The following is a 25,861-nucleotide window of genomic DNA, read 5'->3' on the forward strand; positions in this document are numbered from 1 at the left end:
GATTAAGAACCTCCAGATTGATGAGCAGAGCGTTTTTGCTGATTTTGTTTCATTCTATTATAGATAGTTGGCACGACGACCATATTCAATAGGGTCGAGGTGAAGAGTCCACCTAATAAAACCTGGGCCAAGGGCCGTTCCAATTCTTTACCAACAGGTGAACCCCACAGTAAGGGAATCAGGCCTAGTGCTGCTGTCGCGGCGGTCATTAGCACCGGAACAAGGCGATCAATAGTTCCCTGGGTTACAACCTCATCTAAAGTTTTTCCTTCAGCCGCCAATTGATTATAACGGCTGACCAAAATAATACCATTGCGAGCTGCGATACCAAAGAGCGTAATAAAGCCGATCATTGCGGCCATGCTCATTTCTCTGCTTATCAGAAACAAGGATAAAATACCGCCAATTAAGGCTAAGGGTAGATTACAAAGGACTAACAAGGCTTCACTGTAGCTACCGAAGGCTTTAAAGAGAAGTAAAAACATCGCAATAACCGCTAAGCTACCTAAGAGAAGTATAGTGCGTTGGGCTTGCTGCTGGCTTTCAAATTGGCCGCCGTATTGCATAAAGTAACCTTCAGGGAGATGCAAATCGGTTTTAATTTTTTCTTGCACCTCTTGGATCACTGAACCCAAATCTCGCCCCTGCACATTGAAGCCTACTGTAATCATGCGTTGCACATTTTCTCGGCTAATGGAAAAAGGCTGTTGTTCTTCAGAGATTTGCGCAACAGCGCGAAGCGGTATTTTGTCACCATTTTCAATACCGTTGCCATGGGCATCAATAAGCATATCCTGTACGTCTCTTACCGAATTCCGTCCCGATTCAGCCATGCGCAGATAAAGGTCAAAAGAACGTTGACCTTCCAATACACTGGAAACACGAAAGCCATTTAGCAAGATTTGCACGTCCTCGGAAATCTGTCCTACTCGGATGCCATAGCGAGCTGCTTTTTCTCGATCAATTTTAATAATTAACTGCGGCACATCAATTTGTTGTTCTTTGTTAATATCAACTACGCCGTGCATTGTTTTTAGCAGCGATTCAACGGATTCACTAAGTTGATTGAGCGTCGTTAGATTTTCACCAAAGATTTTAACTGCAACCTGCGAGCGGACTCCTGAGAGTACTTCATCCATACGGTGAGCGATAAATTGCCCAACATTGAAGGCTGCGCCAGGGATTTGTGTTAAATCCTGACGAATTCTCTTAAGCAAATCGATGGGGGCAACGCTTTTGTCCTTGTCAAAATCAAGATTGACATCAAATTCACTGACATTAGGGGGAAGGGCATCCTCATCGATAGCGCTCCGACCTGCGCGTTGGGCTATAGAAATCACCTGTGGGTACTTGAGCAGTTGCTTACGAACTTGCTGGCCAATACGCATGGATTCGTTAAGCGAGGTGCCAGGCAAAGTGGTCATCGCAATAATAAAATTACCTTCATGAAATTCAGGTAAGAAAACGGTGCCAAAAAAAGGAAGTAAGGACAGGGTTAGGGCAAACCCTAGGCCTGCCAGACTGACAACTGACCAAAAATGGTTTAACGACCACTGTAAAATTTGCTGATAATGCTTTTTTATCCAGAGAACTAATTTTGTCTCTTGTTCTTTATGATTCTCATCAAAGGTTTCTGGTTCTTGCTGCCGTTCTTCCTTAGTCATCGCTCGTAAGCGAAAATTTTGTTCATTTTGCTTTTCGCTGGGATAAACCAAAAGCAGATAACAGAGGGCGGGGATTAGGGTAATCGATACTATAAGAGAGCCAATGACTGAGGCGATATAAGCAATGGCGAGAGGACTGAAAATTCGCTCAGCAACGCCGGAGAGAAAGAAAATGGGTAAGAATACCAGGCTGATGATCAGCGTTGCATAAATGACTGAGCTTCTAATTTCCAAGACCGCATCAAAAACTATCCTTATAGCAGGCTGGGGTTTAGCTAACTGACGATTAAGGCGTAAGCGCTTTAAGGCGTTTTCGACTGTGATGATACCGTCATCAACAACTTCACCAATTGCTATAGCAATACCGCCAAGGGTCATGGCGTTGATCCCAAAGCCGAATAAATATAAAACCAGAATGCCGCCCATAAAAGAAACAGGCATGGCTAGAAAAGTGATGAGTGAAGCGCGTAGATTCATCAAAAACACGGCTAGGACAATAATGACTATTAACGCTCCTTCCAGAAGTGCTTGTCTTAGGTTTTTAATAGCTGATTCGATGAAATTGGCTTGGCGAAAGACCGTTGTTTGTAATTCTACGCCCGGAGGAAGAGCCGCTTTTATTTCATCCAAGGTCTTCTGGACTTTGTAGGTTGTGGCCAAGGTATCAGCACCATAGGTTTTTGAGATAGTGCCAATGACTGCTGCTTTAAGGTCATAAGCCCCATCGCCCCTTTTTATCTCGCCTCCATAGGCCACTGTTGCAACATTGGCGATGGTAATTGGGATCCCTTCTCGCATGGTAATAATCGTATTTTTGATATCATCGAGGGTTTTTACCCGACCAATAGCGCCGATAGTTAGTTCAGCGCCTGATTTTTGCAGAAAAGCGCCGGGAACATTGCGGTTTGAGTTTTCCAAAGCCTGACTGACTTCTTCAACACTGATACGGTAGGCGAGCATGCGGGCTGGGTCCATTAACACCTGATATTGTTTAACTTCGCCACCCAGAGAAACGACAGAGGCAACACCACCAAGAGCCAGAATTCGCGGACGAATTACCCAATCTGAAATGGTACGTAAATCTTCAGGTGTTATGGTATTGCTAACAAGAGCATATTTAACTAGCCAACCAACCACGGAAATTACTGGCAGCATGACTGGGTTGGAGCCTTGGGGTAATTGTCCCATGACTTGCTGGATACGCTCGTTAATTAACTGTCTGTCACGATAGATATCCGTTTTATCATCAAAGACAATAGTAATTGTTGAAAGGCCTACCGCAGTTTTTGAGCGTACATGGGTAACTCCTGGAGTACCGTTAATGGCGCTCTCCAGGGGGTAGGTGATCAAGGCTTCAACTTCTTGTGGTGCTAAACCTGGTGCTTGGGTTTGGACAACAACCTGAGGGGGAGCAAATTCTGGAAACACATCGACAGGCATACTTTGTAAGGCATAGCCGCCTAATATGCATAAGCCCGTGATTATGGAAAGGATAAGAAGCCGGTTTTTTAGAGACCAGGCAATAAGGTAGTTAAACATCACTCAGCGCCCTCCGGTGACGGTGGATGGCCGCCGGTTAGCCAATAGGTGTAAAGCTGGCGATTTCCCTGGGTTACAACCTGTTCTCCCTCAGAGAGTCCCTCTAATATTTCAGTGTAATTGTCATCGGCCATGCCTGTTTTAACCATTACTCGATCGTATCGGTTGCCTTGTTGCTTAAAGACAAATTTCTCATTATTGGTTTCAATAATTGCTGAGCTCGGTATAACTAAGGCTGACTTGCTTTCCTGCAGAATAAGATTCGCTCGGGTAAACATTCCGGGTTTTAGTAAATCTTGTAAATTATTAACAATAATTTGCACGTTTACAGTTCGGGTTAGTGGATCAAGATTAGGCTCTATCAGGTTAACCTTGCCAAGAAAGGTGAGGTGGGGGTAACTCAGAACCCGAATTTTTGCGTCTTGTCCGACCTTAACCTTATCCAAATCCTCCTCATAAACCTTAGCAACAACAATCAGTTTAGAACGGTTTGAAATATGAAAGAGTACGGTATTAGGCACGACGGCCTGGCCGAGGCTAACATTACGTGCATCAATAACGCCTGCCATAGGCGCATTCATAACAATACTGGGCGGTGGATCACCAATTAAAAGGGATTGCACCTTAATTAGGGGTTGATTGACCTTAACCTGATCACCCAAATTCGCATAAAGCGCGGTTACATTCCCTGAGATCCTGACGCTAACATCGGCTTGTTCATTGGGCAGTAACTGAATTTCACCATTTAGTCCCAATAACTGCGCAAGTGGTTTATGACTCGCCTGAACTGTCTTAAGGTCGATTAGCTTTATCTGCTCGTTGCTTAGCTCAACAGCCCCTTTCGGTTGCCCAGAAATTTCCAGTTGCTCGCCGTGGGCAAAGGCAAAGGAAGTTGGAAATAAGCAGGCTGCAAAAAACAGCAAATAAATCAATTTATTAGGGTTTTTCTGGCGTGATTTCCCAATAAGTCCAGGCAAAACGTCATCTCGGACGCAGTGAGAGATCTCCGAAAGCAGGCGCAAAGCTAAATCCAGGAGATCCTTCACCCTGTTCAGGATGACGGTAGCCGAGTTACTTAGTCGGTTTTGCAAAAGCATGTAAATTCCCTCTATCAGACAAATATGGGCACAAAGAAGTAGTGGAGTCGTTACCAAGTGCCGTGCATAGTTTAACCAAGGCTTGCAGGTATTTTTCGAGCATATTGAGATAGGCTACCTGTAAATCATTCTGTTGGCGCTGGATTTGAAGCACTTCTAACAACGAAATCTGGCCATTCTTATAGGCATTTCTCGCCAAATTAACATTCCTGCTTCTGAGCTTTAGAGTACCTAAGCGAGATTGCTGTAGTGCCTTTTGTAAGAGCACTAACTGCCTGTAGTTAGAGGCAACCTCAGTTCGGATCGTTAAACGAAGAGCCTGCATCTTGGCAAGCGCTTGTGTCCCTGTTACACCAGCCTCTCTGATTTTGCCTTGATTGGCGTTGAGTATTGGCAGGGGGATGGCGAGGTTAACACTCAAGGCGCGATCGGGGTTTTGGGGTAAACCGCCCTGGACGAAAGTTTTGCTCTGCTGCACAGCTAAACCGAGAGTCCAATCAGCCCAGCGGCCGGAGCGAGCTAATTGTTGATCTGCTTGGGCACGATTAAGATTTAGCCAGAGAATATGCATATCCGGGCGTTGCTTGACGGCCAATTCCTGGGTTTCGTTAAAATTAGCTGTGAGGAGTTTTATATCGGGCAAGGATTTCTCTAAGGGAAGAGGGCTTAGGGCATCGCGTCCTAACAACTGATTGAGTTGTGCTATTTGGTTAATACGCAGACTATCCAAAATTTCTTTATCCTGGAGAATTCGTTGATATTCCAGACTTGCTGTATTTGTGTCTAGCTCTGAGACCTCTGCCGCATGAAAACGGTTCTGAGTCACGCGAACTAGTTTTTTGTTAATCGCCAAAAGTTTATTCTGTTGTTTTAAGCGATAGTCGGTAATAAGAATCGCATAATAACTATCTGCCACAGCTCCTCTAAGCAGGCGTTTGGCATTGTTCACTTCGGAAATAGCAATTGCTACATCAACACGCGCAACATTTTTCTGCCGACCTATGCGCCCAGAAATAGGAAAGGCTTGGCTAAATCCTGCACTGCGTGTGTATTCTCCTTCATTGGTAAACAAGCGATCATCAGTATTTGCTAAATTGATGCTGGGATTAGACCATAGTCCTGCTTGTACAAGGCGTGCCTTAGCCAGTTTGATATTGTACTGAGCCGCTTTTAAATCGTTATTATTTTCAATGGCGATTTGGGTTAATTCATTGACAGTCAAGCTGGGCTCAGCATTGACAACAGCGACTATAGCCGTAAAAAGAAGGAGACCTAAACAAAAACAAAACTTGCTCATAAACTTGTCCATCGTAAGCGCAGCGCATTGATAATAACAGAGAAAGAACTAAGTGACATGGCCGCTGCGGCAATCATCGGATTTAAGAGTGTTCCAGTGAAAGGATAGAGAATACCAGCTGCAATTGGCACACCTAAGGCATTATAAATAAAGGCAAAAAAGAGGTTTTGCCTTATGTTGCGCATCGTTGCTTCTGATAAATGGCGAGCCTTGACGATGCCCTCTAGATCCCCATGGAGCAATGTTAGGCCAGCACTTTCAATCGCAACATCAGTACCTGTCCCCATCGCAATGCCGATATCGGCTTTGGCCAGAGCGGGTGCATCATTGACACCATCACCTGCCATAGCGACCACCGCATGTTTCTGTTGTAACTCTGCCACAATACGGCTTTTATCTTCTGGCAATACTTCTGCGATGACCTTTTCTATCCCTAGTTTTGCTGCAACAGCTTCGGCAGTTTTTTTATTGTCGCCAGTGAGCATAATTACGTTGATATTCTTGCGTTTTAAGCTAGCTATTGCCTCTGGAGTATTGGATTTTATAGGGTCTTCAATAGCTAAAATCGCTGCTATTGCTTGGTCAATTGCTAAAAACATGACTGAGGCGCCTTCGGCTCGTAGTTCATTTGCCCTTGCTAATAATTCAGGTTGAGCCAAACTTAGCTCCTGCATCAATTGACTAGAGCCAATCGCAACTAGCCGGTTGGCTACTCTAGCGCGCACACCTTTTCCGGTCAGAGATGTAAAATCTTGGATTGCTGGGAGAGTTAAATTCTTTTCTTTAGCGGCTGTGACAATGGCATGGGCAAGCGGGTGTTCGCTATGATTTTCAACGGCGGCAGCCAGAGCTAATAATTCATCGGCCTTTGTTTGATCGACGCAAATGAATTGGGCCAGGCGGGGATGACCTTCAGTAAGTGTTCCTGTTTTATCCACAACCAGGGTGGTTACTTTCTCCATTAGCTCTAGGGCAGTTGCATTCTTAATCAGGACACCATTTCCCGCGCCTTTGCCTACACCGACCATAATCGACATCGGTGTTGCCAAGCCTAAGGCACAGGGGCAGGCAATGATAAGGACGGAAACAGCTGCGATAAGGCCATAACTGAAGGAGGGCTGAGGGCCAAGGAATAACCAGATAAGAAAGGCTAATGCCGCGATTAAAATAACTAAGGGAACAAACCAGCCTGCGACTGCATCGGCTAAGCGCTGAATAGGAGCCTTACTACGTTGTGCCTCGCTGACCATTTGTACGATGCGTGCAAGCATAGTGTCGCTACCAACATGTATCGCTTTCATAATGAAGCTGCCAGTCTGGTTGATAGTTGCGCCGATAACCTTATCACCACTCGTTTTTCTAACAGCTAAGGGTTCACCGGTAACCATCGATTCATCGACGTTAGACTGTCCTTCAATGACCTCGCCATCAACAGGGACCTTCTCGCCAGGACGAACTCTTAAGCGATCACCAACAATGATTTTATCTAGTGAAACCTCAAGGTCCTGGCCATTTTCATCAAGACGGTGCGCTGTTTCAGGCGCTAAGCTTAGCAATGCGCGAATAGCACCGCCAGTTTTCTCTCGTGCCCTTAACTCAAGCAGCTGGCCTAGAAGTACCAAGGTTGTTATTACTGCTGCTGCTTCAAAATAAACCGGGACTAAGCCCATGTCCTTATGAAAGCTTAGTGGAAAGAGATTAGGTAAAAGAGTTGCGATGATTGAATAGCCCCAGGCGACCCCGGTTCCCATCGCAATTAAGGTAAACATATTTAAGTGACGAGTTTTTAGTGATTGCCAGCCACGTTGAAAAAACGGCCAACCACACCAGAGTACAACGGGTGTAGCTAGTAGCATCTGTATCCAGATTGACTGCTGTGGCGGAAGTATCCCTGCTAATCCAGGTTCTGTCATAGCTAAAATAAACACAGGAAGACTTAGTATTAGGGCTATCCAAAAGCGACGGCGCATATCCAGATATTCGGGATTGGTTGTTTCTTCAACACTAAGGGTTTCAGGTTCAAGTGCCATACCACAAAGAGGGCAGTTGCCTGGGGTGGCTTGGCGGATTTCAGGATGCATCGGGCAGGTATAAATTGCAGCCCCCCGTATACTGGGTTTAGTTTGCTGTTTGGGGGCTTGGCTATGGCAACAGCTACTTGGCTGATGATGCTTGTGATGATCATTGTGTTCCATAGCTTAGACGATTCCTTGTTTTTAAATTTGTTTTGTTGCCAATTCTGTTCTACATTTAGCAATAGCTAACGTTTTGTTTTTTATTTGCATTTGATGTACGAGGAAATAATATCATGATTTTAAAAACATGGGAGATTGCTTCAGTCAATCACCTGATAACACCAGATGAAAATTTTGAAATAACTCTTGATTCTCCAGCACTTGAGATATTCACAGACTTCAAGAAAACGGAACCTCTTCTGATTGAGCAATCGATTGATTTGGTTACCGCGGAAGATTTAATGAAGAAAACACATGTTAAATTAAAGTTGGTCATGGATCATGGAAATTTTGTTGGAACCTTGGCCTATGAGGATCTAATTAGCGAAAAGGCCATGTCGCGCGCGAACCATATGAAGCGTTCTGATATTTTTGTCAATGAGGTCATGACACCGAGAAGTTACTTAAAAGCGATTCAATTTGAAGACGTGAAGCGCGCTAAAATCAGGGATATCGTTGAAACCCTACAGAATGAAGGGAAACAACATTTTCTGGTTGTTGATGGCGAAGATCATTGTATTCGCGGCATTTTTTCGGCTTCTGATATCGCTCGTCGTCTGCATGTGCCGATTAATATTGATAGGGTTTCGACCTTTATCGATATTTATAAGGCTTTGCGGCATTGAGAGGTTGGGTTTCCCCTCTCCCCTAAGGGTATTTGTCATTCCCGGATGAGAGGAATATTTAAAACCTTGTTCTCTACTTATATGTTCAGGGGGATATCTAGAATCTTGGAGAACAGTCGGAGTTGAGCGCAGGTTTCGAGAAAACAAAGGAAAAAAAGCGCAGCATAGCATTCTATGTGAGCATTTTTTTCCTTTGTTTTCTCGAAACCTGCGCCAAATACGGCTGTTCCTTGAATCAGGGTGCGATCTAATGCTTAAAATGCCTATATCCTGTGAACACCATAACTAATCCTGCAGCATTAGCTGCAGCAATAACTTCCTTATCGCGAACAGAACCACCGGGCTGAATAATGGCACTAACACCAGCCTGGGCAGCCAATTCTACGCTGTCGGCAAAGGGAATAAAGGCATCAGAAGCCATTACGGCTCCTTCAGTAGAGAATTTGGCTTGTTCTGCCTGCCACAATCCAATCCGCGTGCTCATTACCCGGCTTGTTTGACCTGCTCCAATACCGATAGTGGCACAGCTTTTTGCGAAGACAATGGCATTGGATTTTACATGTTTCACTGCTGCCCAAGCGAATAATAAGTCTTTCATTTGTTGGGGAGATGGCTTTTTCTCTGTAACAGTTTGGAATTCCTCGGTTGACACTAGAAAATCATCATGTTCTTGAACCAATAAACCGCCATCCACCCGCCGCATATCCAATTTGAACTCGTGGGTATCCTGCCAGAGACCTGTGCTAAGAACCCGAATATTGGGCTTAGCTGCCAGCACTGCTTTAGCTTCCTCGGTGATTTCTGGAGCAATAATCACTTCAGCAAACTGTTTTTCAATAATAGTTGCCGCTGTATCTGCCGTCAGTGGCTGATTAAATGCCAGAATGCCACCAAAACTTGAAACAGGATCGGTGAGATAAGCGCGTAAATAGGCATTTAGCTGGCTGTCACTCAATGCGATACCACAGGGATTACCATGTTTGACAATCACGCAAGCCGGTGTGTCTATAGGGAATGATTTGACACAATCAAAGGCTGCATCCGCATCAAGTAAATTGTTATAGGATAGTTGTTTACCCTGAATTGCTTCGGCTGTGGATAAGGAACCTGCAGGCGGATTTTTGTCAGAATAAAAAACTGCTTGCTGGTGGGGATTTTCGCCATAGCGTAATTCATATTGTTTATGAAATTGGCAGGTCAAGGTTGAAGGGAATCCGCTAGGCGATTTGTCAGTATTCAAGGTTCCTAGATAATTAGAGATAGCCGCGTCATAGGCTGCTGTATGGGCAAAGGCCTTCTTGGCTAATTCAAAACCCCAGTCTGCAGGCGCTTTTTTAGCTTTAACGTATTGGCCTAATACACTGTAATCTTCGGGAGTGACGACCACAAAGACACGAGCATGATTCTTCGCGGCTGAACGTACCATCGCAGGGCCGCCAATATCGATGTTCTCTATTGCTTTTTGAAAGTCGCAGTCATGGTTACTAATGACTTGTTCGAAGGGATATAAATTGACAACGAGCAAATCGATATGTTGAATCTGATGTTCTGCTAAAACTCTATCATCGTCTGCTGTATTACGTGCTAATAAACCTGCATGAATTGCCGGGTGCAGAGTTTTAACTCGCCCATCTAGCATTTCGGGGAACTTAGTGCATTCGCTGACATCAGTGACTGGTAGATTATGTTGACTAAGCAGGGCTGCGGTATTGCCAGTAGCAATCAGTTCTATATTTTGTTTATGCAGAGTTTTGGCTAGCTCCACCAATCCACGTTTATCGGAGACGCTTAGAAGGGCTCTTCGCGGTGTGAAAGGGGAAAATTCTTGCTTGCTCATTTTGTTATATCCGTTCGGGCTTCGAAAGTTGGGTTTTGAAGTTTGGCAATAGTACCGCCAAATAATCCATTTTAAAACGAGCTTAGGTAAAATTTTTACGTAAAGCTGTCATGATTAGTCGTTTGTAGTAGGTTGGGTTTGACTGTGGGGTCTATGCCGCGTGCACCACTGGCAGATCCCGCGGTCAAGCCGCGGGAATTCCGGTCTTTATGTGTAATTCTTAACAACGGCTAAATGCCAAAAGTGACCAGCCTTCATGATTAATCGTTTCCAGGTGGTTAAAGTCTTCTTGATAGGCCTCAATCAATCCTGCGGCTTGTTCAGCTAAGATGCCTGATATAACTAACATCCCCCTATCTTTGAGCAGCTCTTTGAAGCGGCTGCGCAGGTTTAAAAGAGGTGCAAGTAAGATATTAGCTATTAGTAAATCAACAGGCTCTTTGAGAATTTCAGGGAATCCAATGATTAATTGCTTGGATTCGACGCTATTGCTAAGGGCATTATTCTGAGTAGCTTGCAGCGCTTGCTCATCAATATCAACAGCATGCACTGAAGCTGCACCTAATTTAAGGGCGGCTAGGGCTAAGATGCCTGAGCCACAGCCATAATCGACGACTGATTTATTAGTTAAATCGGCCTGATCAAGCCATCTTAAACAAAGAGAGGTCGTAGGATGGGTGCCCGTACCAAAAGCCAAGCCAGGATCTAAGATAAGGTTAACTGCCTCAGGTTCCGGTGGCTCTATCCAGGACGGACAAATCCATAGTCGCTCACCAAAGCGCATGGGCTTAAACTCATCCATCCAAGCACGTTCCCAGTCTTGATCAGCGATTTCATTAATTGCATAGCTTAGATGTTCAAACTGAGCGCTTAGCATCGTTTTTGCCAACTCAGCCTCATCTTTTTCCTGGTAGAGTGCATTGACAATCACATCAGGCCAAAGAGGCGTAGTACCTGGTTCTGGCTCTAAAACAGGGTCATCGTTTTTATCAGTAAGGGTAATCGACAAAGCGCCAGTTTCTTCTAGCGCTTCGCTTAGTAGTTCCACCTTATCACGATGGCATTGTTCAATTTGTAATTGATACCACACTCTTTTATTCCTTCAGCATTTTTTCTAGGTAGTGAATATTTGTCCCACCTTGTATGAAGGCTTTGTCACGTAAGATGCGATGATGTAATTCAATATTCGTTTTAATGCCATCGATAATAATTTCATCCAGCGCATTACGCATTCTGGCAAAGGCTTCAGCCCGTGTTTCACCATAGCTGATTAATTTGCCAATCATCGAATCATAATTGGGTGGAACTGTGTAGCTGCTATAGATGTGTGAATCAAAGCGAATGCCGGGACCGCCAGGCTGATGGAGCAAACGTATTGTGCCAGGACAGGGCATAAAGGTTTTGGCATCTTCAGCATTGATTCGGCATTCGACAGCATGCCCTTTGATGTGGATATTCTCTTGTTTGAGGGTAAAGGGCACATCGCTGGCAATTTTAATTTGCTCTTTGATCAAATCAATACCAGTAATCATTTCTGTAACGGGATGTTCAACCTGAATGCGGGTATTCATTTCGATAAAGTAGAAACAGCCATCCTGATAAAGGAATTCAAAGGTGCCTGCGCCACGATATTTCAGGTCACGACAAGCGTTGACGACTGAGTCACCAATTTCTTTCCTTAGTTCGGGAGTAATGCCTGGTGCCGGTGCCTCTTCAAGCACCTTTTGATGACGGCGTTGCATTGAGCAATCGCGTTCACCCAGATGTATCGCATTGCCATTACCATCACCTAGCACTTGAAATTCGATGTGGCGGGGGTTTTCCAGGAATTTCTCCATGTAAACCACTGGGTTATTGAAAGCAGCCTTTGCTTCACTGCGGGTCAGGGCAATTGCATTGAGTAAATGTCCTTCATTGTGGACAACACGCATGCCACGTCCACCGCCGCCGCCTGCTGCCTTAATAATGACAGGAAAACCGATTTTGCGGCCTAGCTCAATATTATGAGCATCATCATCAAGCAGGGGGCCATCAGAACCTGGAACACAAGGAACCCCAGCCTTTTTCATCGCAGCAATAGCGGATACCTTATCACCCATCAAACGGATGGTGTCGCCTCGTGGGCCTATAAAACGAAAACCGCTTTGCTCGACAATATCAGCAAAATCAGCATTTTCAGCTAGGAAGCCATAGCCGGGATGAATGGCGACTGCATCGGTGATTTCAGCAGCAGAAATAATCGCTGGAATATTTAAGTAACTCTTTTGCGAGCTTGCTGGACCAATACACACCGTTTCGTCAGCGAGCCTTACATGCAACAGGTCTTTATCAACGTCAGAATGGACAGCAACAGTCTGAATGCCCATCTCTTTACAAGCACGTAGAATACGAAGCGCAATTTCGCCACGGTTGGCGATAACAATTTTAGAGAGCATCTAGATTACCTTTTATTCTTCGATAATAAACAAAGGTTGGTCATATTCAATGGGATCACCATTTGCGACCAGAATATCAACGATTTTACCGGCACGATCGGCCTCAATTTCGTTAAACATTTTCATCGCTTCAATGATGCAAAGCGTATCGCCAACTTTTACTAATTTTCCGATAGTAACAAAGGGGTCTGCATCCGGTGAGGGAGAGATATACATCGTACCAACCATTGGCGAACGTACCCGATGCCCTGGTTTTCCCGTCACTGCGGGTTTGTTATCCGCAACTGGAACAGCTGGAGCTGCTACTGGTTGGGCAGCTGTCATCACTGGTGGCGCTGCTGCGTAACGTACTTGCGTAGGAGCTTCCATAGGATAACTATGGCGGCTCAAACGAACAGATTCTTCACCTTCTTTGATTTCGATTTCTGAAATACCTGTTTCTTCCAGTAATTCGATCAATTTTTTGATTTTGCGAATATCCATCGATAATAACTCTCTATTAATTGAATTCGTCTATGATTGCTTGCAAAGCCAAGGAATAACCCTTAACCCCCAACCCGGATATAACCCCGCGGGCTATATCAGAAAAATAAGAATGATGGCGAAAAGTCTCGCGCGCATAAATATTACTAATATGAACTTCAATAAAAGGGATTGCTGCTGCGGCCACGGCATCGCGAAGCGCGATACTTGTATGGGTAAAAGCGGCAGGATTGATAATCAGATAGGCCACTCCCTCATCGCTCGCCTGATGGATAAACTCAATCAGTGCTGCTTCAGAATTACTTTGCTTGCAGTTTAAGTCAAATCCAGCAGCTTTAGCCTGTTCACTCAAGGTATTGTCCAGTTCTATGAGCGTTGTTGAACCATAGACCGCCGGTTCGCGCTTTCCCAGACGATTTAGGTTTGGACCGTGCAGGACAAGTATTTTCTTCATTATGAACTGGGTTAGCAAAATTCCAGGAATTCTGCCTGAACTTTGCAATAATGTCTATATTTAAGATGATATCGGCAAGATGTCGGCATGATAGGCTCATACTCTGTTTAGAGGAGCTTACCAGCCTTCAAAATACGCTCTCTGACTCCTTGCCATTGTTCCTGTTCAGGAGGTAATTCAATCACAAGGCAGTTTGCCTGCGATTGATCAGCACAACGCAATTGAAAATAAAGCTCATAGGCTGTTTGTTCCGGGGTGTTGGGAAGGCGATAGCATAGTTTGGGATTGGCTTGGGCTATTTCAGAAAAGGAAAGGACATAAACGCTAAGATCGTTCTTTTGTTTTATAAAATTGGAGATTGTGGTTGCATCATTGAAACAAAAGAGTGGTTTTTCGGGTTGGTAATGACTCTCCAATTTTCCTGGTACTCTGATAGACGTCTGATCCTTAAATTGTTGCCTGGCTAAAACGGAATGGATGTGGTTTTCATCAATGGTTCCATGCCTTAAAATTTCGTAGCTTTGTGGATTGGTTGCCGCAACAATAGTTGATTCAATGCCTACTTGGCAGCGGCCACCATCCAAAATTAATAAATCGTCATGCTGAAAACTATAGCGCACATGTTCGGCTGTTGTCGGGCTAATCTTTCCAAAAGGGTTTGCTGAGGGAGCGACCAAAGGAAAATCAAGCTTTTGCAACAGCTCTTGCGCAAGAGAATGCTTGGGGCAGCGGATAGCAACAGTATCTTGCCCGCCAGTTATAGACGGACTGACCTGCCCAGCTTTGCTTTTGAAGACTAAGGTAAGGGGGCCTGGCCAGAAGTTATCAATCAAGATCTGCGCATAATCAGGCACATGAGCAACCCAGCGGGATAAATCAGCATTTTCTGCTACATGCATAATTAAGGGATGATTTAAGGGTCTGTTTTTTAGCGTATAGATTTTGCGAATTGCCTGCTCATTCGCGGCATTACCCGCAAGACCGTAAACAGTTTCTGTAGGGATAGCTACAATATCGCCTTGTTGCAAATGAGTGAGGGCTAACTCAAGATCGGTTGTAATAGTGCTCATTTAAATTCATCAATCTCCCAAAGAACTTATCTGATTTTCCCTATCAGGAAAAAGCGAGTGTCGAATTATTACTCAAAACTATTGTGAGGCAAAGTTAAATTTATAAAATAACGTCAGTTATGGACGAGAATCGTTAAAATAATTTTTTTAAATACATAAATACAATAGTGGTATCAATTTTAACTAAGATAACAAATTGAATTACATATTGGTTCGAATTCAGATTCCCAAGCAATAAAAGTTATGTTAGCGTGAATAAGGCCTGAAGATTATTTTACGGACATTAATGAGGCCGATCTTCATTCGAAACTCGGAAAGTCAAACTTATAGGTCAGTTCCAATTTGTTGTTATCTAGCTTTAAAAGCATGGAACGTTTTTTAAGTTTAAGAGCTGGCTGCCAATTCGTACACCCACTCCCATTATTTTGATTTTTAATGCTTTTCTGACGTAATTATGCGGAGCATATTGTATTGGCAATAAGCGTTGGCATGGAAAAGTTAACAATAGGGCAAACTGGTCCTGTTTGCCTCAAGGATTAAAAGGAGAAAATATAAATGCGACCAAATTATCTAACCCCACTAGCAGCGTCATTAGCTATTATTTTAGCTCCCTCTGTGAAGGCAGCTGAAGAAGTCCTACTGCAGACTGAATCGTTCAACGTATTAAAGCAACAATTCCAGTTTTCCCTACCAGGTACAGCCAAAGCAGCTCTAACATCCCCAGAGACTCTGCAATTTATTAAGCAATATAAAGATGAGAACCAGGTTACCCATATTCGTATGCAACAAAAATATTCTGGCTTTGATGTTTATGGTGGCTATGTCATTCTACATGGTAAACGTATTGCCAAGAATTTGTTGACTACGCAAAATGAGGTGCAGGTCAATGGAAGAGTCTATCGTGATTTGCAAAACGAATTGGGACAGCCAACCGCTGACTTGGTTAAGAATGCGGATCTTGCCTTAGAGCAGTTCAAAGGACAATTTGCCGGATTGGAGCTCAGTGAGGGACAGGTTAAGCCAATTGTCTATATTGATGAAGCTCATAAAGCCCATTGGGCTTATCGTGTTAGTGTCTTTATTCAGCACTATGATCGAATCCCAGAAAGACCCTCAGCGATTATTGATGCCAAAAACTATACCCCCTTTTTACAATGGGATGATATCAAAACGGCAAATTTAGCCGTAAAAGGAATGGGTTATGGTGGTAATACTAAGACAGGGCAGTATATTTTTGATGGCCAAACCTTCCCACTTCTGGATATAACCCGTAATACCTTATTGCGTACCTGCTATATGGAAAATACTGCTGTGAAAGTGGTTGATATGAAGCATGGTTACGCCTCTTTTAATAGCCCAATGAAATTCAGTTGTAAGAAGAATACAGGGAACGATAAAAATACGTTTTGGACTGGCTATCAAGGCGATGGTTACGATAAAGAGAATGGCGCTTTCTCGCCAATGAATGATGCAATGTATTCTGGTTATGTGATCAAGCGCATGTATAAAGATTGGTATGGTATCGAAGTATTAACTGAAAAGAGCGGTATATTCGGTGAGACTAAACAGCCAATGCAGCTCATCATGCGTGTCCACTATGGCAGCAATTATGAGAATGCCTATTGGGATGGCAAGCAGATGACCTTTGGGGATGGTGATGACATGATGTATCCCTTAGTGTCGCTGGAGATTGGGGCTCATGAAGTCAGCCATGGTTTCACTGAGCAACATGCAAATCTTGAATATGTTGCTCATTCGGGTGGAATTAATGAATCGTTTTCAGATATGGCTGCGAAAGCTGCTGAATTCTATTCGACACAAAAGAATACCTGGACTATCGGTGCAGACATAGTGAAAGAGGGCAGTGGAATGAAAGCTCTGCGTTATATGGATCAACCAAGTCGAGATGGAGAGTCAATCGATTCTGCAGATAAATATACTAAAGGGCTAGATGTTCACTTCTCCAGCGGTGTGTTCAATCGCTTATTCTATCTAATATCATCAACCAATGGCTGGAATGCTCAGCTAGCATTTAAGGTGATGGTGAAGGCTAATATGGCTTATTGGCAGCCAACAACAACCTTTGCTGAAGCCGGCTGTGGTGTTCTCAATGCGACAAACGACTTTAAGCTCCCGCTTGAAGATGTGAAAGCCGCATTGCGTAAGGTTGCAATAGATCCTGACACTTGCCCTGCGTTGATCAATAGCTAATCTTGATAAAATTGAGCCAGGCACTGAGCAACAGCGCCTGGTTGCTCCATGTGTATATGATGCCCGCCCTCTAAATGGTAAATTTGTAAGTCGTTTACTGTCTTAACTCTTTCGCTCATGATGTTGCTATCAAACCCAAAGCCCTGAGATGCCCAGATTAAACAGGATTTAGCGCGAATTCCTTTTAAGCAAGATAATACTTGCCCCTCAGTCATTGTAAGAGGGCTTGTTAGTAACAAGCGCCGGTCATGGCGCCAATAGAACTGTTCTTCTTTTTCTTCCAATCCGCGCTGCGCAAGAATTGCTGCTAATTCTTTGGATAAATAACCTCGTTTAGCTCGGGCTAATGCTGCTTGCTCGAGAGATTGATAAGGTTTTGCGCTTTTGTTCGCTTCCTTGCTAATTAACTGCGAATACCTTGACAATTGATCGCGACAGCTAAAGTCTGGATTAGAAAATGGGCCTAGACCTTCGATTAATGCCATTGACAATATTTGCTCGGGAACAACACCTGCAATAAGGCTGGCTAAACAGGCACCCATAGAATGTCCCAAAAGATGGATCTGACCAAGCCCCAGGGCTTTGATAACTTGCAAAATATTAAAGATGCCATCTGAAAAATGGTAATAGCAACCCTCGGAAAGGTGAGAAGAATAGCCGTGACCCGGGAAATCAATTGCGATGAAATAAAACTGCTTCTCCAAATAAGGCGCTAATAAATCAAAGGAATTAGCATTATCGAGCCAACCATGAAGAGCTAGCATAGGTGGCAATGCCGGATTTCCCCAGGTTTTATAGCCAATTGTGAAGCCAGGAATAGTTAGTGTTGTGGAGTCCATCGCTAAAATTACAAAGAGAGAACCTTTATTAATCATAGCTTAGTAGATGCTTCATTGCTATTGGCTAAACTATCGAAGCGGGATCTGCTTGCGGGAGTCATGTATTTCATACCACCGACAGACCCCGGAGTCGGTCGGCGCCGCGGAGATTCGGCATTATTCCACATCTCACCCCGAATTCCCGCGGCTTGACCCATAGGTATCTACACAAATGTCTCTCCTTGTCGCAACATTACGTCATATTACGTCATCCAGAGCGTAGCGAAGGATCTCCTGAATGTGGCACCGTGCTAGTCCCGGAGATCCTTCGCTACGCTCTGGATGACGTGTGTCTATTACAGTCACTTGTGTAGATACCTATGGGCTTGACCGCGGGATCTAGGTATCTTGGGCCATTGCTAGTGCAAATGACTAAGCTGCTTATCTCTATAGATAGTGTTATGCTTAAATGAGTTAATTAACCAAAAGTTAGTATGTCTCAATCGCCACGCAGCCTATCCCTGATAACCTACAATATCCACAAAGGGTTTGGGTTAGGCAAGGTACGTTTTCTTCTGCCGGAAATGCGAGATGCTTTGTCGGCATTAAACCCTGATTTTGTTTTCTTACAAGAGGTGCAGGGTGAGCATCGTCGTCGTGAAAAACGTATTACTGCCTGGCCTGACTCACCGCAATTTGAATATATCGCTGAGGAGATTTGGCCTCATTTTCTGTATGCAAAAAATGCCATCTATCAATCAGGTCATCATGGCAATGCTATTTTGAGCAAATATGTGTTTGATCGCTTCGAAAATATTAATCTGTCCACAATGAATCGGGCTTCCCGCAGTATTTTGCATGGCCAAATAAGAATAGAGGGAGAGCCACCGATTACCGTACATTTACTGTGTGTCCATTTAGGCTTGTTCAAGACAGAACGAGCGTCACAATGCAGGGCTTTGATGCAAAGGATAAGTGAGGCTGTGCCTGAGAATGAACCTCTCTTGATGGCAGGTGATTTCAATGATTGGCGTCATCATTTATCAGGACTATTAGCGGATGAGCTTAATATTAAAGAGGCTTTTTATAGCATGAAAGGAAAACATGCACGTTCATTTCCAGCTATAAGGCCAGCCTTGTGTGTTGATCGTATCTATTATCGTGGTATGCAAGTTGCTGATGTGCAGTGTTTAAAGGGCAAGCCATGGCGAATGTTGTCGGATCATGTTCCATTACTAGCACGATTTGAATTTACTAATGAGTAATGTTCACGGATTCATGGAACAGCCGTAATCGCTCCACACCGTCATTGCGAGCAGAGTGAAGCAATCTAGAGTTCGCAATGACATAAGGCGCTGAGATCTATTACATCTCGCTTTGGTATTCACCAAAGCAGGCAGCACTATTCAATCGAGCGCGTTTTAGCAAAGCGTCTTGTGCAGCTTTGACATTCTCTGGTTTACCGCCCCAGGTTTTCAAACAATCTTCTTGCAGTGCACGACCGTAAGAGAAACTTAGGTTCCAAGGTTGGTAGCCTGCACTATTAATCGCATTCAAATTGGCAGTAGCTTCAACAGGTGTTTGACCGCCTGACAGGAAATTAATTGTTGGTACTGCTGCGGGAACATTATTGCGGAACACTGAAAGTGTATAATCAGCTACTTCTTCAGGTGAGCTGAAGGGGCTTACGCTTTTACCGCAGGTAACCATAGATGGTTTGAGGACAATGTGCTCTAACTCAACCTGATGAATAAACAGTGCATGGAACAGTTCATGAAGTACCATTTCGCACGCTTCTGCACAATGTTCGATAGTATGATTGCCATCCATCAGAACTTCAGGCTCAACAATTGGAACAATTCCTAAAGATTGGCAGGTTGCGGCATAGCGAGCAAGCATTTCTGCGCCGGCTTTGATTGCTGTTAAACTTGGAGTGTATTCAGAAATAGTATAAACATTACGCCATTTTGCGAATTTGGCACCTAACTTCTTGAAGTGCTCTAAACGCTCGACCAAACCATCTAAACCTTGAGTCACTTTTTCATTATCTGTATTAGCCAGGTCAACTAAACCCTTGTCTACCTTGATTCCAGGTACAATTCCCTTATTGGCAAATAATTCAGCAATTGGTGTACCATTCTCATCTTTATGCTCGAAGGTTTCTTCAAATAAAATCACGCCATTGATGTATTGCTCCAGATCGGGGGTTGTGGCTAGCAACAGGCGATAATCACGGCGACTTTCTACAGTGTTTTCAACACCAATAGAGTCGAAACGTTTTCCAATAGTGCCACTGCTTTCGTCAGCAGCAAGAATACCTTTACCATCTTGCAGGAGTATCTCCATAGTTGCTGATAATTCATCGTAATGCATAGTATTAATTCTCCTCATCTTTACATTAAATTTTGTTTGTTTGATTTATCTCGTTGGCGCAGAAATATATTTTTCACGAATAATTTGCTGCATGCCAAATCCTTGTTCTTTTAAATAATTGAAGGCTTCGTCGATCATACCGGGATTTCCACATAAATAAACGGTATCTTCCTGGGGATTTAGAGAGAGCTCGGGAAAGGCGTGTTGAACATAACCGCTGTACTCATAGTCACTAAGATTATCTTTTTCTGCACGACTTAGATGGGCACGAAAGGTTACTTGGGGGAATTCGGCTGCAAAGTCTTTAAATTCATTCCCATAAAGTATGTCTTCACGTTTTTGCACTCCTTGTAAGATAGCTACTCTTAGCTCGGGAGATATTTGCAGGCGGCGCTTAAGTTCATCAATCATAGCGCGATAAGGCGTGACTCCCGTGCTGGTCGCCACTAAAATGTAACGCTTTGGCATTTCATCTTTGAGGATCAATCGACCAAAAGGTCCGTTGATGTTAATAGTGTCGCCTGGTTTTAAATTAAATAGTAATTCAGTGCCTGGTCCACCCTTAACATAGCCAGCAGCAAACTCAATACGATTGTTTTGTCCTGGTACATTAGCGATACTATAACTACGCTTGAGAATTTTTCCATCTTTCTCAAAATGGATAGTGATAAATTGCCCAGGTAAATAAGTGAACACTGAGGGGTTCTCTACTCTGAAAACAAAGTGTTTCACAAAAGAAGACAGCATGTAGGCATCTTCTAAAATAATAGGAAAGGTTATGACTGACATAATAATTTACAACGTATTTTAAGAGAGCTACTAATATAGGGGAAAAATTATGCATTGCAATAGTAAGCAAAAGAATTGAGTATATAATTAGACTATGAGTACTGGTACTGACCTGGTCACAATCATCGGCAACGTAAGCCGTTCGATGTTTCCTGTACAATATCTTCTCTCCGCCTTCGCTTACGTGTTGGGAACCGCTTTCTTTATGATAGGAATTGCTAAATTAAAGAAAATTGGTGAATCTCGAGGACGGTCACAAGAGAAATTATTTGTTCCCATTGCCTATTTTTTAGGCGGGTCAGCCCTGCTTTTTATTCCGACAACCGTATCAGGTTTTGCGAATACTGCTTTTGGTACGGGCAATATTCTGCAATATACCAGTTATAATCCTTTTGACGTCTATAGCTCGATGGCAACAGTCATTAAGACTGCAGGAATTATCTGGTTTATACGTGGCTGTGTCTTGTTGGTAGGCTCAAGCAAACCAGGGGAGCAGCATGGACCAAAAGGCTTAGCCTTCCTTTGTGCAGGTGTCTTAGCAATGAATTTTCAAAATACCACGGCGATGGCCTCGGCAATAATGGGACAATTATCCAATCTGACAAAAGGCAGCTAGCCTAATCCTCGCAACAGTTCATCAAAATTCTGTATTGCCCCCTGAGCGGATACTATTCCTCTTCACCGCAGATTTTCAAATTATTCGCTTTAGCGAAGTCAAGAATGGCTTGATAGACTTGTGGGCTTGATTCTTTTAGTTTGGGATCAAGTAGTACACATTTGTAGCCTTCGGTATTCACGCTAGGTTGTAACAGAGGAGAGTAATGAATTCGTCTGTCTTTAAAACTAGCCATGGTCCCGCTCATCCGCTCAGCCCAGTCACTAGGACGAAAAGCCTTACCTTGCGGTGTTACTCCTTCAATAACAATTTTTTTGTTCTCGGGATCAGTCATATTTAATGTATTTTAAAAACAGTATGTCTATTATAGCACCATAGTGGTGAAACAATGAAGCGATAGCAGGCAGGGCGTTTGTTATGTTAGCATGTTAGCGTTTTTATTTAAGACGGAAAACTGTTGTGAATCAAAAAGAAAGTCATTCTGGTATTTATTTACTACCGAACCTGTTTACCACAGCAAGTTTATTTGCTGCTTTTTATTCGATTGTTGCTTCAATGAAAATGCAATATGAAGTCGCAGCAATTGCTATTTTTATCGGGATGATTGCAGATGGTCTGGATGGGCGTATTGCTCGCCTTACCAATACACAAACCGCTTTTGGTGGTGAATATGACAGTTTGTCTGATATGGTTACCTTTGGTGTTGCTCCATCTTTGTTAATGTATAGTTGGAATCTTCATAATTTGGGAAAAATCGGCTGGCTTGTTGCATTTATGTATACTGCTGCTGTTGCTTTGCGGCTTGCTCGTTTTAATACTCAAATTGAAACCTCGGATAAACGCTATTTCCAGGGGCTTGCCTGCCCACCGGCTGCTGCAATAGTCTCCTCGCTGGTATGGTTCAGTTATCAAAATCAGCTAGAACATTTTGCCTTTACTATTCTTACGGCAATTATTGCCTTCTTCGTCGCGGTGTTAATGGTAAGCAATATCCGCTATTACAGTTTTAAAGAGATTGATTTTAAAGGAAAAGTCCCCTTTCTTTATCTTCTTTTAATGGTAATTCTTTTTGTAGCGATTGCTGCAAATCCTTCCGTAGTTTTATTTACAGGATTTGTAATTTATTCCTTATCGGGGCCTGTGCAAACGCTTTTTATTTTGCAACGAATGCGCAAACAGCGTCAGCAAAATTCGGATGAGGGTTCTTAAATCTGGTTCACCTTCGGGTGAAGGGATAATAAGCGAGGGAATAGATCACTCCAAGATTTTTACATCTCACGTGAGCTATTACTAAGCAAGGGTGTGAACGCTTACAACTATTCAGCTTCGCCAAATAGATTATTGATCAAGGCTGTAATAGCTTTTTCCATTTCTACTTCGTCAGGTCCATCAATCTGTAAAGTCAATTCACTACCTTTACTGGCAGCAAGCATCATAACTCCCATAATGCTTTTACCATTCACAGTTTGGGAATCTTTGGTGACGTCAAGATGGCTTTGAAATTTCGAGGCAGTAGAAACGAATTTCGCAGAAGCTCGAGCATGCAAACCTAATTTATTAATGATTGTAATTTTCGTTTTTATCATGGCCCCTGCAATTTAGCATGTGTTGCAATTTTCTACAATGATTGTTAAGCCAATTCCTCTTGATGTGTATCTTCAGTGATCAATAAGTTATAGAGCGCTACATTATTATCGGTTCGACGGCAAGCTTCGCGAAAAGATGGCACACTACAACGCTTGATAATTGCGGCTAGGATCTCTAAGTGATGATTAACCTGCTCCTGAGGTACCACTAAACCAATGGCTAAATCGATGGGTTGCTTATCTGCCGCACCAAAATCCACGGGATTTAGCAGCCTAATTATACAAGCCTGAGCTTTTTCGAGTTTTAGGCTACGAATATGTGGGATAGTAATTCCTTGACCAATGGCAGTACTTCCCAGGCATTCTCTTTTCCAATAGGCTTCAAAGAGTTCTTGCTCATTAAGCCCAGGATGAAGCTGGCTGAGAATTTGGCTGATTTTAAGAAGCACGGCTGTCTTACTTTTTGAGACAGAATCTATGTAAACAGCGTTTAGATTAATAATATGACTAAGTTGCATGATTACAGACCAGAAATTGCTAAACACCTTTTAACTAAGATAAATTTAATAGCCAAAGCGGCATCTAGTCGTCGATGTAGTTTATATTTTACCATATTTGATCGTTAATTTAACATGTTCTCGCTCTGAAATTTATGCAACGAGCTTGAATCAGCTCAGAAATAGCTTGCTTCAAGTTGCGTGCAAGGCATTGCTGCATGAAACGTTGCTCTTGTTCCAACCAGTCCGTAGCCTGGCTGCAGCGTAGCGAAATTCGGGAAGTTGGAACACTGCTCCCGGATTTCGCTACGCTGCATCCAAGCTACATTGAATCCACAGCGAGCAATTACGTAGGAATTTTTAAATTCAGATTAATCAAATAGCTATTTTATGACCCGCTCTCAGCAATTACTCGCGGTGATCTCTAGTTTTTTCCTTATGCTTAATCAGCTGTCTATCCAGCTTATCAACCAGGGTATCAATAGATGCATACATATCTCCTGATTCTGAGCTTGCATGTAACTCACCTTTGGCGATCATAATCGTGGCCTCAGCAAGTTGGCTTAATTTTTCAATATAAAACACCACGTGAATGGATGTGATTTTGTCAAAATGTCTTTCCAGCTTGTTAAACTTCTCTTCTGCATAAGATTTTAAGGCAGGGGTAACATCGACATTATGTCCAGTAAAATTAATCTGCAGCATAACGTTCTCCTTCAATTAAATAATCTAACTACGAATAGTTTTTCGTTCATTTGATGGGGCAATACCCATCGCTTCACGGTATTTAGCTACAGTTCGACGAGCGACTTGAATACCTTGCTCACCAATTAGCTGGGCGATCTTACTATCACTCAGGGGTTTTTTGCGATTTTCTGCGGCAATTAATTTCTTGATTACTGCTCGAATAGCGGTTGATGAACATTCCCCACCAGTAACTGTTGTTACATGGCTTGAGAAAAAGTATTTTAACTCAAAGACGCCTCGAGGGGTATGCATAAATTTTTGTGTTGTAACCCTTGAAATTGTTGATTCATGCATATCCAGAGCAAGTGCTACATCATTGAGAATGAGCGGTTTCATTGCTTCTTCACCATGTTCAAGGAAATCCTGTTGGTATTCCACAATACAACGGGCTACTTTTAGCAGGGTTTCCTGACGGCTTTGAATACTTTTTAAGAACCAGCGCGCCTCTTGTAAATTGTTTTTCAAAAATTGATTGTCTGCACTGTTATCTGCGCGTTGTATCAGAGAAGCATAATGATTATTAATACTAAGGCGTGGCAGTGTGTCGGGGTTGAGAAAGGCTTGCCATACATTATCAGCCTTTTTAACTGTAATATCAGGAATAATATATTCAGCTACTTCCTCTTGAATTAAATTGCCTGGTTTAGGATTGAGGCGTTGAATAATTTGCAGGGTTTTGTCCAAATGGGATTCATTAACCTGATAGTTTTTCATTAACTGGCGATAATTATGTTGGCCAAGTAACTCAATGTCATTGCGAATAATCCGCTTAGCTAGCTCAACATCAGTATTAGTCGTTGGTAGCTGCTCTAACTGCACCAAGAGGGTTTCGGCCAAATTCTGTGAAATACAGCCAACTGGATCAAAATGTTGCAAACGATGGCGTACAGCTTCTATCTCTTCCAGATCAAGTGGATGGGCTTCGCTATCGAGACTTGTGTGAAGCTCATTGAGTGGTAAAGACAAAAAACCATCCTCATCTGTAGCATCAATCAGAGCTGTTGCAATGACTCGGTCAACATCGCTCATAGGGGTTAAATCTAATTGCCAGCGTAGATGATCCTGTAAATTGGTTGTAGCGCTGTGCAGATTTTCAAAATTGAAATCTATCTCGTCGAAACTAGTTCTTTTGCTTGGACTGTTATAAAGCTGTGACCATTGAAAATCCGAGAATTCATCTAAAATTTCTTTATTTTCAGTGGGTAAGTCAACTTTTTCATCATTAGGGGTTGATTCAAGCATAGGATTTGACTCAACAGCCTGTTGAATCTCTTGTTGTAAATCTAGTGTTGAGAGTTGCAATAGCCGAATTGCTTGTTGAAGCTGTGGTGTAAGTGTTAGTTGTTGACTAATACTGAGTTGCAACGACGGTTTCATGCAAATCCTCTTTGTTATTTTCCTCGCCTTTTCTTAAGTGTAACTGATTCGAGGGGATTATCCAGTAGGGTGTTAGATTATTTTTTATCCATTTTGATTGAAAATAATTAA

At 43.0% G+C, this 25,861-nt stretch carries 23 protein-coding genes; 5 read left to right on the plus strand and 18 right to left on the minus strand.

Annotated features, from left to right (window positions below; genetic code table 11):
• Positions 1-2 precede the first annotated feature (2 nt).
• Genes BN1094_RS04930 through BN1094_RS04945 form a run of 4 tightly spaced genes read right to left on the minus strand, consistent with a single transcriptional unit; the run spans position 3 to position 7,792 of the window.
• A complete protein-coding gene (locus BN1094_RS04930) occupies positions 3-3,203 on the minus strand; it encodes an efflux RND transporter permease subunit (protein WP_043873203.1) in 3,201 nt (1,066 codons plus the stop codon).
• A complete protein-coding gene (locus BN1094_RS04935) occupies positions 3,203-4,300 on the minus strand; it encodes an efflux RND transporter periplasmic adaptor subunit (RefSeq protein ID WP_081935007.1) in 1,098 nt (365 codons plus the stop codon). The genes BN1094_RS04930 and BN1094_RS04935 overlap by 1 nt, the downstream gene beginning before the upstream one ends.
• On the minus strand, positions 4,275-5,597 hold the full coding sequence (locus tag BN1094_RS04940) for a TolC family protein (protein WP_081935009.1): 1,323 nt from the start codon (positions 5,595-5,597) through the stop codon (positions 4,275-4,277). Before BN1094_RS04940 ends, BN1094_RS04935 begins: the two co-directional genes overlap by 26 nt.
• On the minus strand, positions 5,594-7,792 hold the full coding sequence (locus tag BN1094_RS04945; protein WP_043873205.1) for a copper-transporting P-type ATPase: 2,199 nt from the start codon (positions 7,790-7,792) through the stop codon (positions 5,594-5,596). The genes BN1094_RS04940 and BN1094_RS04945 overlap by 4 nt, the downstream gene beginning before the upstream one ends.
• Before the next feature lie 113 nt (positions 7,793-7,905).
• On the opposite strand from BN1094_RS04945, the gene BN1094_RS04950 reads away from it, so the two are divergent.
• Complete coding sequence (locus tag BN1094_RS04950) at positions 7,906-8,457, plus strand: CBS domain-containing protein (RefSeq protein ID WP_043873206.1); 552 nt, start codon at positions 7,906-7,908, stop codon at positions 8,455-8,457.
• 247 nt (positions 8,458-8,704) lie between these two features.
• On the opposite strand, the gene purH is transcribed toward BN1094_RS04950, so the two are convergent.
• From purH to BN1094_RS04980, 6 genes are all read right to left on the minus strand, one after another.
• Positions 8,705-10,294 (minus strand): bifunctional phosphoribosylaminoimidazolecarboxamide formyltransferase/IMP cyclohydrolase, encoded by a 1,590-nt coding sequence (gene purH / locus BN1094_RS04955; protein WP_043873207.1) that lies wholly within the window; start codon positions 10,292-10,294, stop codon positions 8,705-8,707.
• 220 nt (positions 10,295-10,514) lie between these two features.
• A complete protein-coding gene (gene prmA / locus BN1094_RS04960) occupies positions 10,515-11,384 on the minus strand; it encodes a 50S ribosomal protein L11 methyltransferase (RefSeq protein ID WP_043873208.1) in 870 nt (289 codons plus the stop codon).
• A gap of 4 nt (positions 11,385-11,388) precedes the next feature.
• Positions 11,389-12,729: an acetyl-CoA carboxylase biotin carboxylase subunit gene (accC, locus tag BN1094_RS04965; protein ID WP_043873209.1), complete on the minus strand. Its 1,341-nt coding sequence runs from the start codon at positions 12,727-12,729 to the stop codon at positions 11,389-11,391.
• 12 nt (positions 12,730-12,741) lie between these two features.
• Entirely contained in the window at positions 12,742-13,212 is a 471-nt protein-coding gene (accB, locus tag BN1094_RS04970; RefSeq protein WP_043873210.1) for an acetyl-CoA carboxylase biotin carboxyl carrier protein, read from the minus strand.
• A gap of 16 nt (positions 13,213-13,228) precedes the next feature.
• Entirely contained in the window at positions 13,229-13,666 is a 438-nt protein-coding gene (aroQ, locus tag BN1094_RS04975) for a type II 3-dehydroquinate dehydratase (protein WP_043873211.1), read from the minus strand.
• A 107-nt stretch (positions 13,667-13,773) separates the two neighbouring features.
• Positions 13,774-14,736: an L-threonylcarbamoyladenylate synthase gene (locus BN1094_RS04980; RefSeq protein ID WP_043873212.1), complete on the minus strand. Its 963-nt coding sequence runs from the start codon at positions 14,734-14,736 to the stop codon at positions 13,774-13,776.
• A 555-nt stretch (positions 14,737-15,291) separates the two neighbouring features.
• Between BN1094_RS04980 and proA the strand changes: the two genes are divergently transcribed.
• On the plus strand, positions 15,292-16,947 hold the full coding sequence (proA, locus tag BN1094_RS04985) for a zinc metalloprotease ProA (RefSeq protein ID WP_043873213.1): 1,656 nt from the start codon (positions 15,292-15,294) through the stop codon (positions 16,945-16,947).
• Here proA and BN1094_RS04990 read toward each other — a convergent pair.
• The gene (locus BN1094_RS04990; RefSeq protein WP_043873750.1) at positions 16,944-17,786 is read right to left on the minus strand and encodes an alpha/beta fold hydrolase; all 843 of its coding nucleotides are present in this window, start codon (positions 17,784-17,786) and stop codon (positions 16,944-16,946) included. The two genes, proA and BN1094_RS04990, sit on opposite strands and share 4 nt — an antisense overlap.
• 473 nt (positions 17,787-18,259) lie before the next feature.
• Here BN1094_RS04990 and BN1094_RS04995 point away from each other — a divergent pair, with 473 nt between their 5' ends.
• Positions 18,260-19,030 (plus strand): endonuclease/exonuclease/phosphatase family protein, encoded by a 771-nt coding sequence (locus BN1094_RS04995; protein ID WP_043873214.1) that lies wholly within the window; start codon positions 18,260-18,262, stop codon positions 19,028-19,030.
• A 100-nt stretch (positions 19,031-19,130) separates the two neighbouring features.
• On the opposite strand, the gene BN1094_RS05000 is transcribed toward BN1094_RS04995, so the two are convergent.
• Complete coding sequence (locus tag BN1094_RS05000; RefSeq protein ID WP_043873215.1) at positions 19,131-20,138, minus strand: class I fructose-bisphosphate aldolase; 1,008 nt, start codon at positions 20,136-20,138, stop codon at positions 19,131-19,133.
• A 45-nt stretch (positions 20,139-20,183) separates the two neighbouring features.
• Positions 20,184-20,927: a ferredoxin--NADP reductase gene (locus BN1094_RS05005; RefSeq protein ID WP_043873216.1), complete on the minus strand. Its 744-nt coding sequence runs from the start codon at positions 20,925-20,927 to the stop codon at positions 20,184-20,186.
• 94 nt (positions 20,928-21,021) lie between these two features.
• On the opposite strand from BN1094_RS05005, the gene BN1094_RS05010 reads away from it, so the two are divergent.
• Positions 21,022-21,543, plus strand: coding sequence for a hypothetical protein (locus BN1094_RS05010; RefSeq protein ID WP_043873217.1), 522 nt, complete (start codon positions 21,022-21,024; stop codon positions 21,541-21,543).
• Positions 21,544-21,595: 52 nt separating this feature from the next.
• Here the strand turns inward: BN1094_RS05010 and BN1094_RS05015 are convergent, their stop codons facing one another.
• Positions 21,596-21,877: a DUF3579 domain-containing protein gene (locus BN1094_RS05015; protein WP_043873218.1), complete on the minus strand. Its 282-nt coding sequence runs from the start codon at positions 21,875-21,877 to the stop codon at positions 21,596-21,598.
• Between the two features lie 125 nt (positions 21,878-22,002).
• Here BN1094_RS05015 and pssA point away from each other — a divergent pair, with 125 nt between their 5' ends.
• Positions 22,003-22,752 (plus strand): CDP-diacylglycerol--serine O-phosphatidyltransferase, encoded by a 750-nt coding sequence (pssA, locus tag BN1094_RS05020; RefSeq protein ID WP_043873219.1) that lies wholly within the window; start codon positions 22,003-22,005, stop codon positions 22,750-22,752.
• A 107-nt stretch (positions 22,753-22,859) separates the two neighbouring features.
• Here the strand turns inward: pssA and BN1094_RS05025 are convergent, their stop codons facing one another.
• The 4 genes from BN1094_RS05025 to BN1094_RS05040 all read right to left on the minus strand — a co-directional run bounded on the left by BN1094_RS05025 (position 22,860) and on the right by BN1094_RS05040 (position 25,750).
• Positions 22,860-23,129 carry an HPr family phosphocarrier protein gene (locus BN1094_RS05025; RefSeq protein ID WP_043873220.1) on the minus strand — a complete coding sequence of 90 codons (270 nt, stop codon included), beginning with the start codon at positions 23,127-23,129 and terminating at the stop codon, positions 22,860-22,862.
• 44 nt (positions 23,130-23,173) lie between these two features.
• Positions 23,174-23,647 (minus strand): PTS sugar transporter subunit IIA, encoded by a 474-nt coding sequence (locus tag BN1094_RS05030; protein ID WP_043873221.1) that lies wholly within the window; start codon positions 23,645-23,647, stop codon positions 23,174-23,176.
• A gap of 387 nt (positions 23,648-24,034) precedes the next feature.
• Positions 24,035-24,328: a ribosome hibernation-promoting factor, HPF/YfiA family gene (hpf, locus tag BN1094_RS05035; protein WP_043873751.1), complete on the minus strand. Its 294-nt coding sequence runs from the start codon at positions 24,326-24,328 to the stop codon at positions 24,035-24,037.
• Positions 24,329-24,355: 27 nt separating this feature from the next.
• Complete coding sequence (locus BN1094_RS05040) at positions 24,356-25,750, minus strand: RNA polymerase factor sigma-54 (RefSeq protein ID WP_043873222.1); 1,395 nt, start codon at positions 25,748-25,750, stop codon at positions 24,356-24,358.
• Between the last annotated feature and the right edge of the window lie 111 nt (positions 25,751-25,861).

It is taken from the genome of Legionella massiliensis, assembly GCF_000756815.1.
GTDB classification, from domain to species: Bacteria; Pseudomonadota; Gammaproteobacteria; order Legionellales; family Legionellaceae; genus Tatlockia; species Tatlockia massiliensis.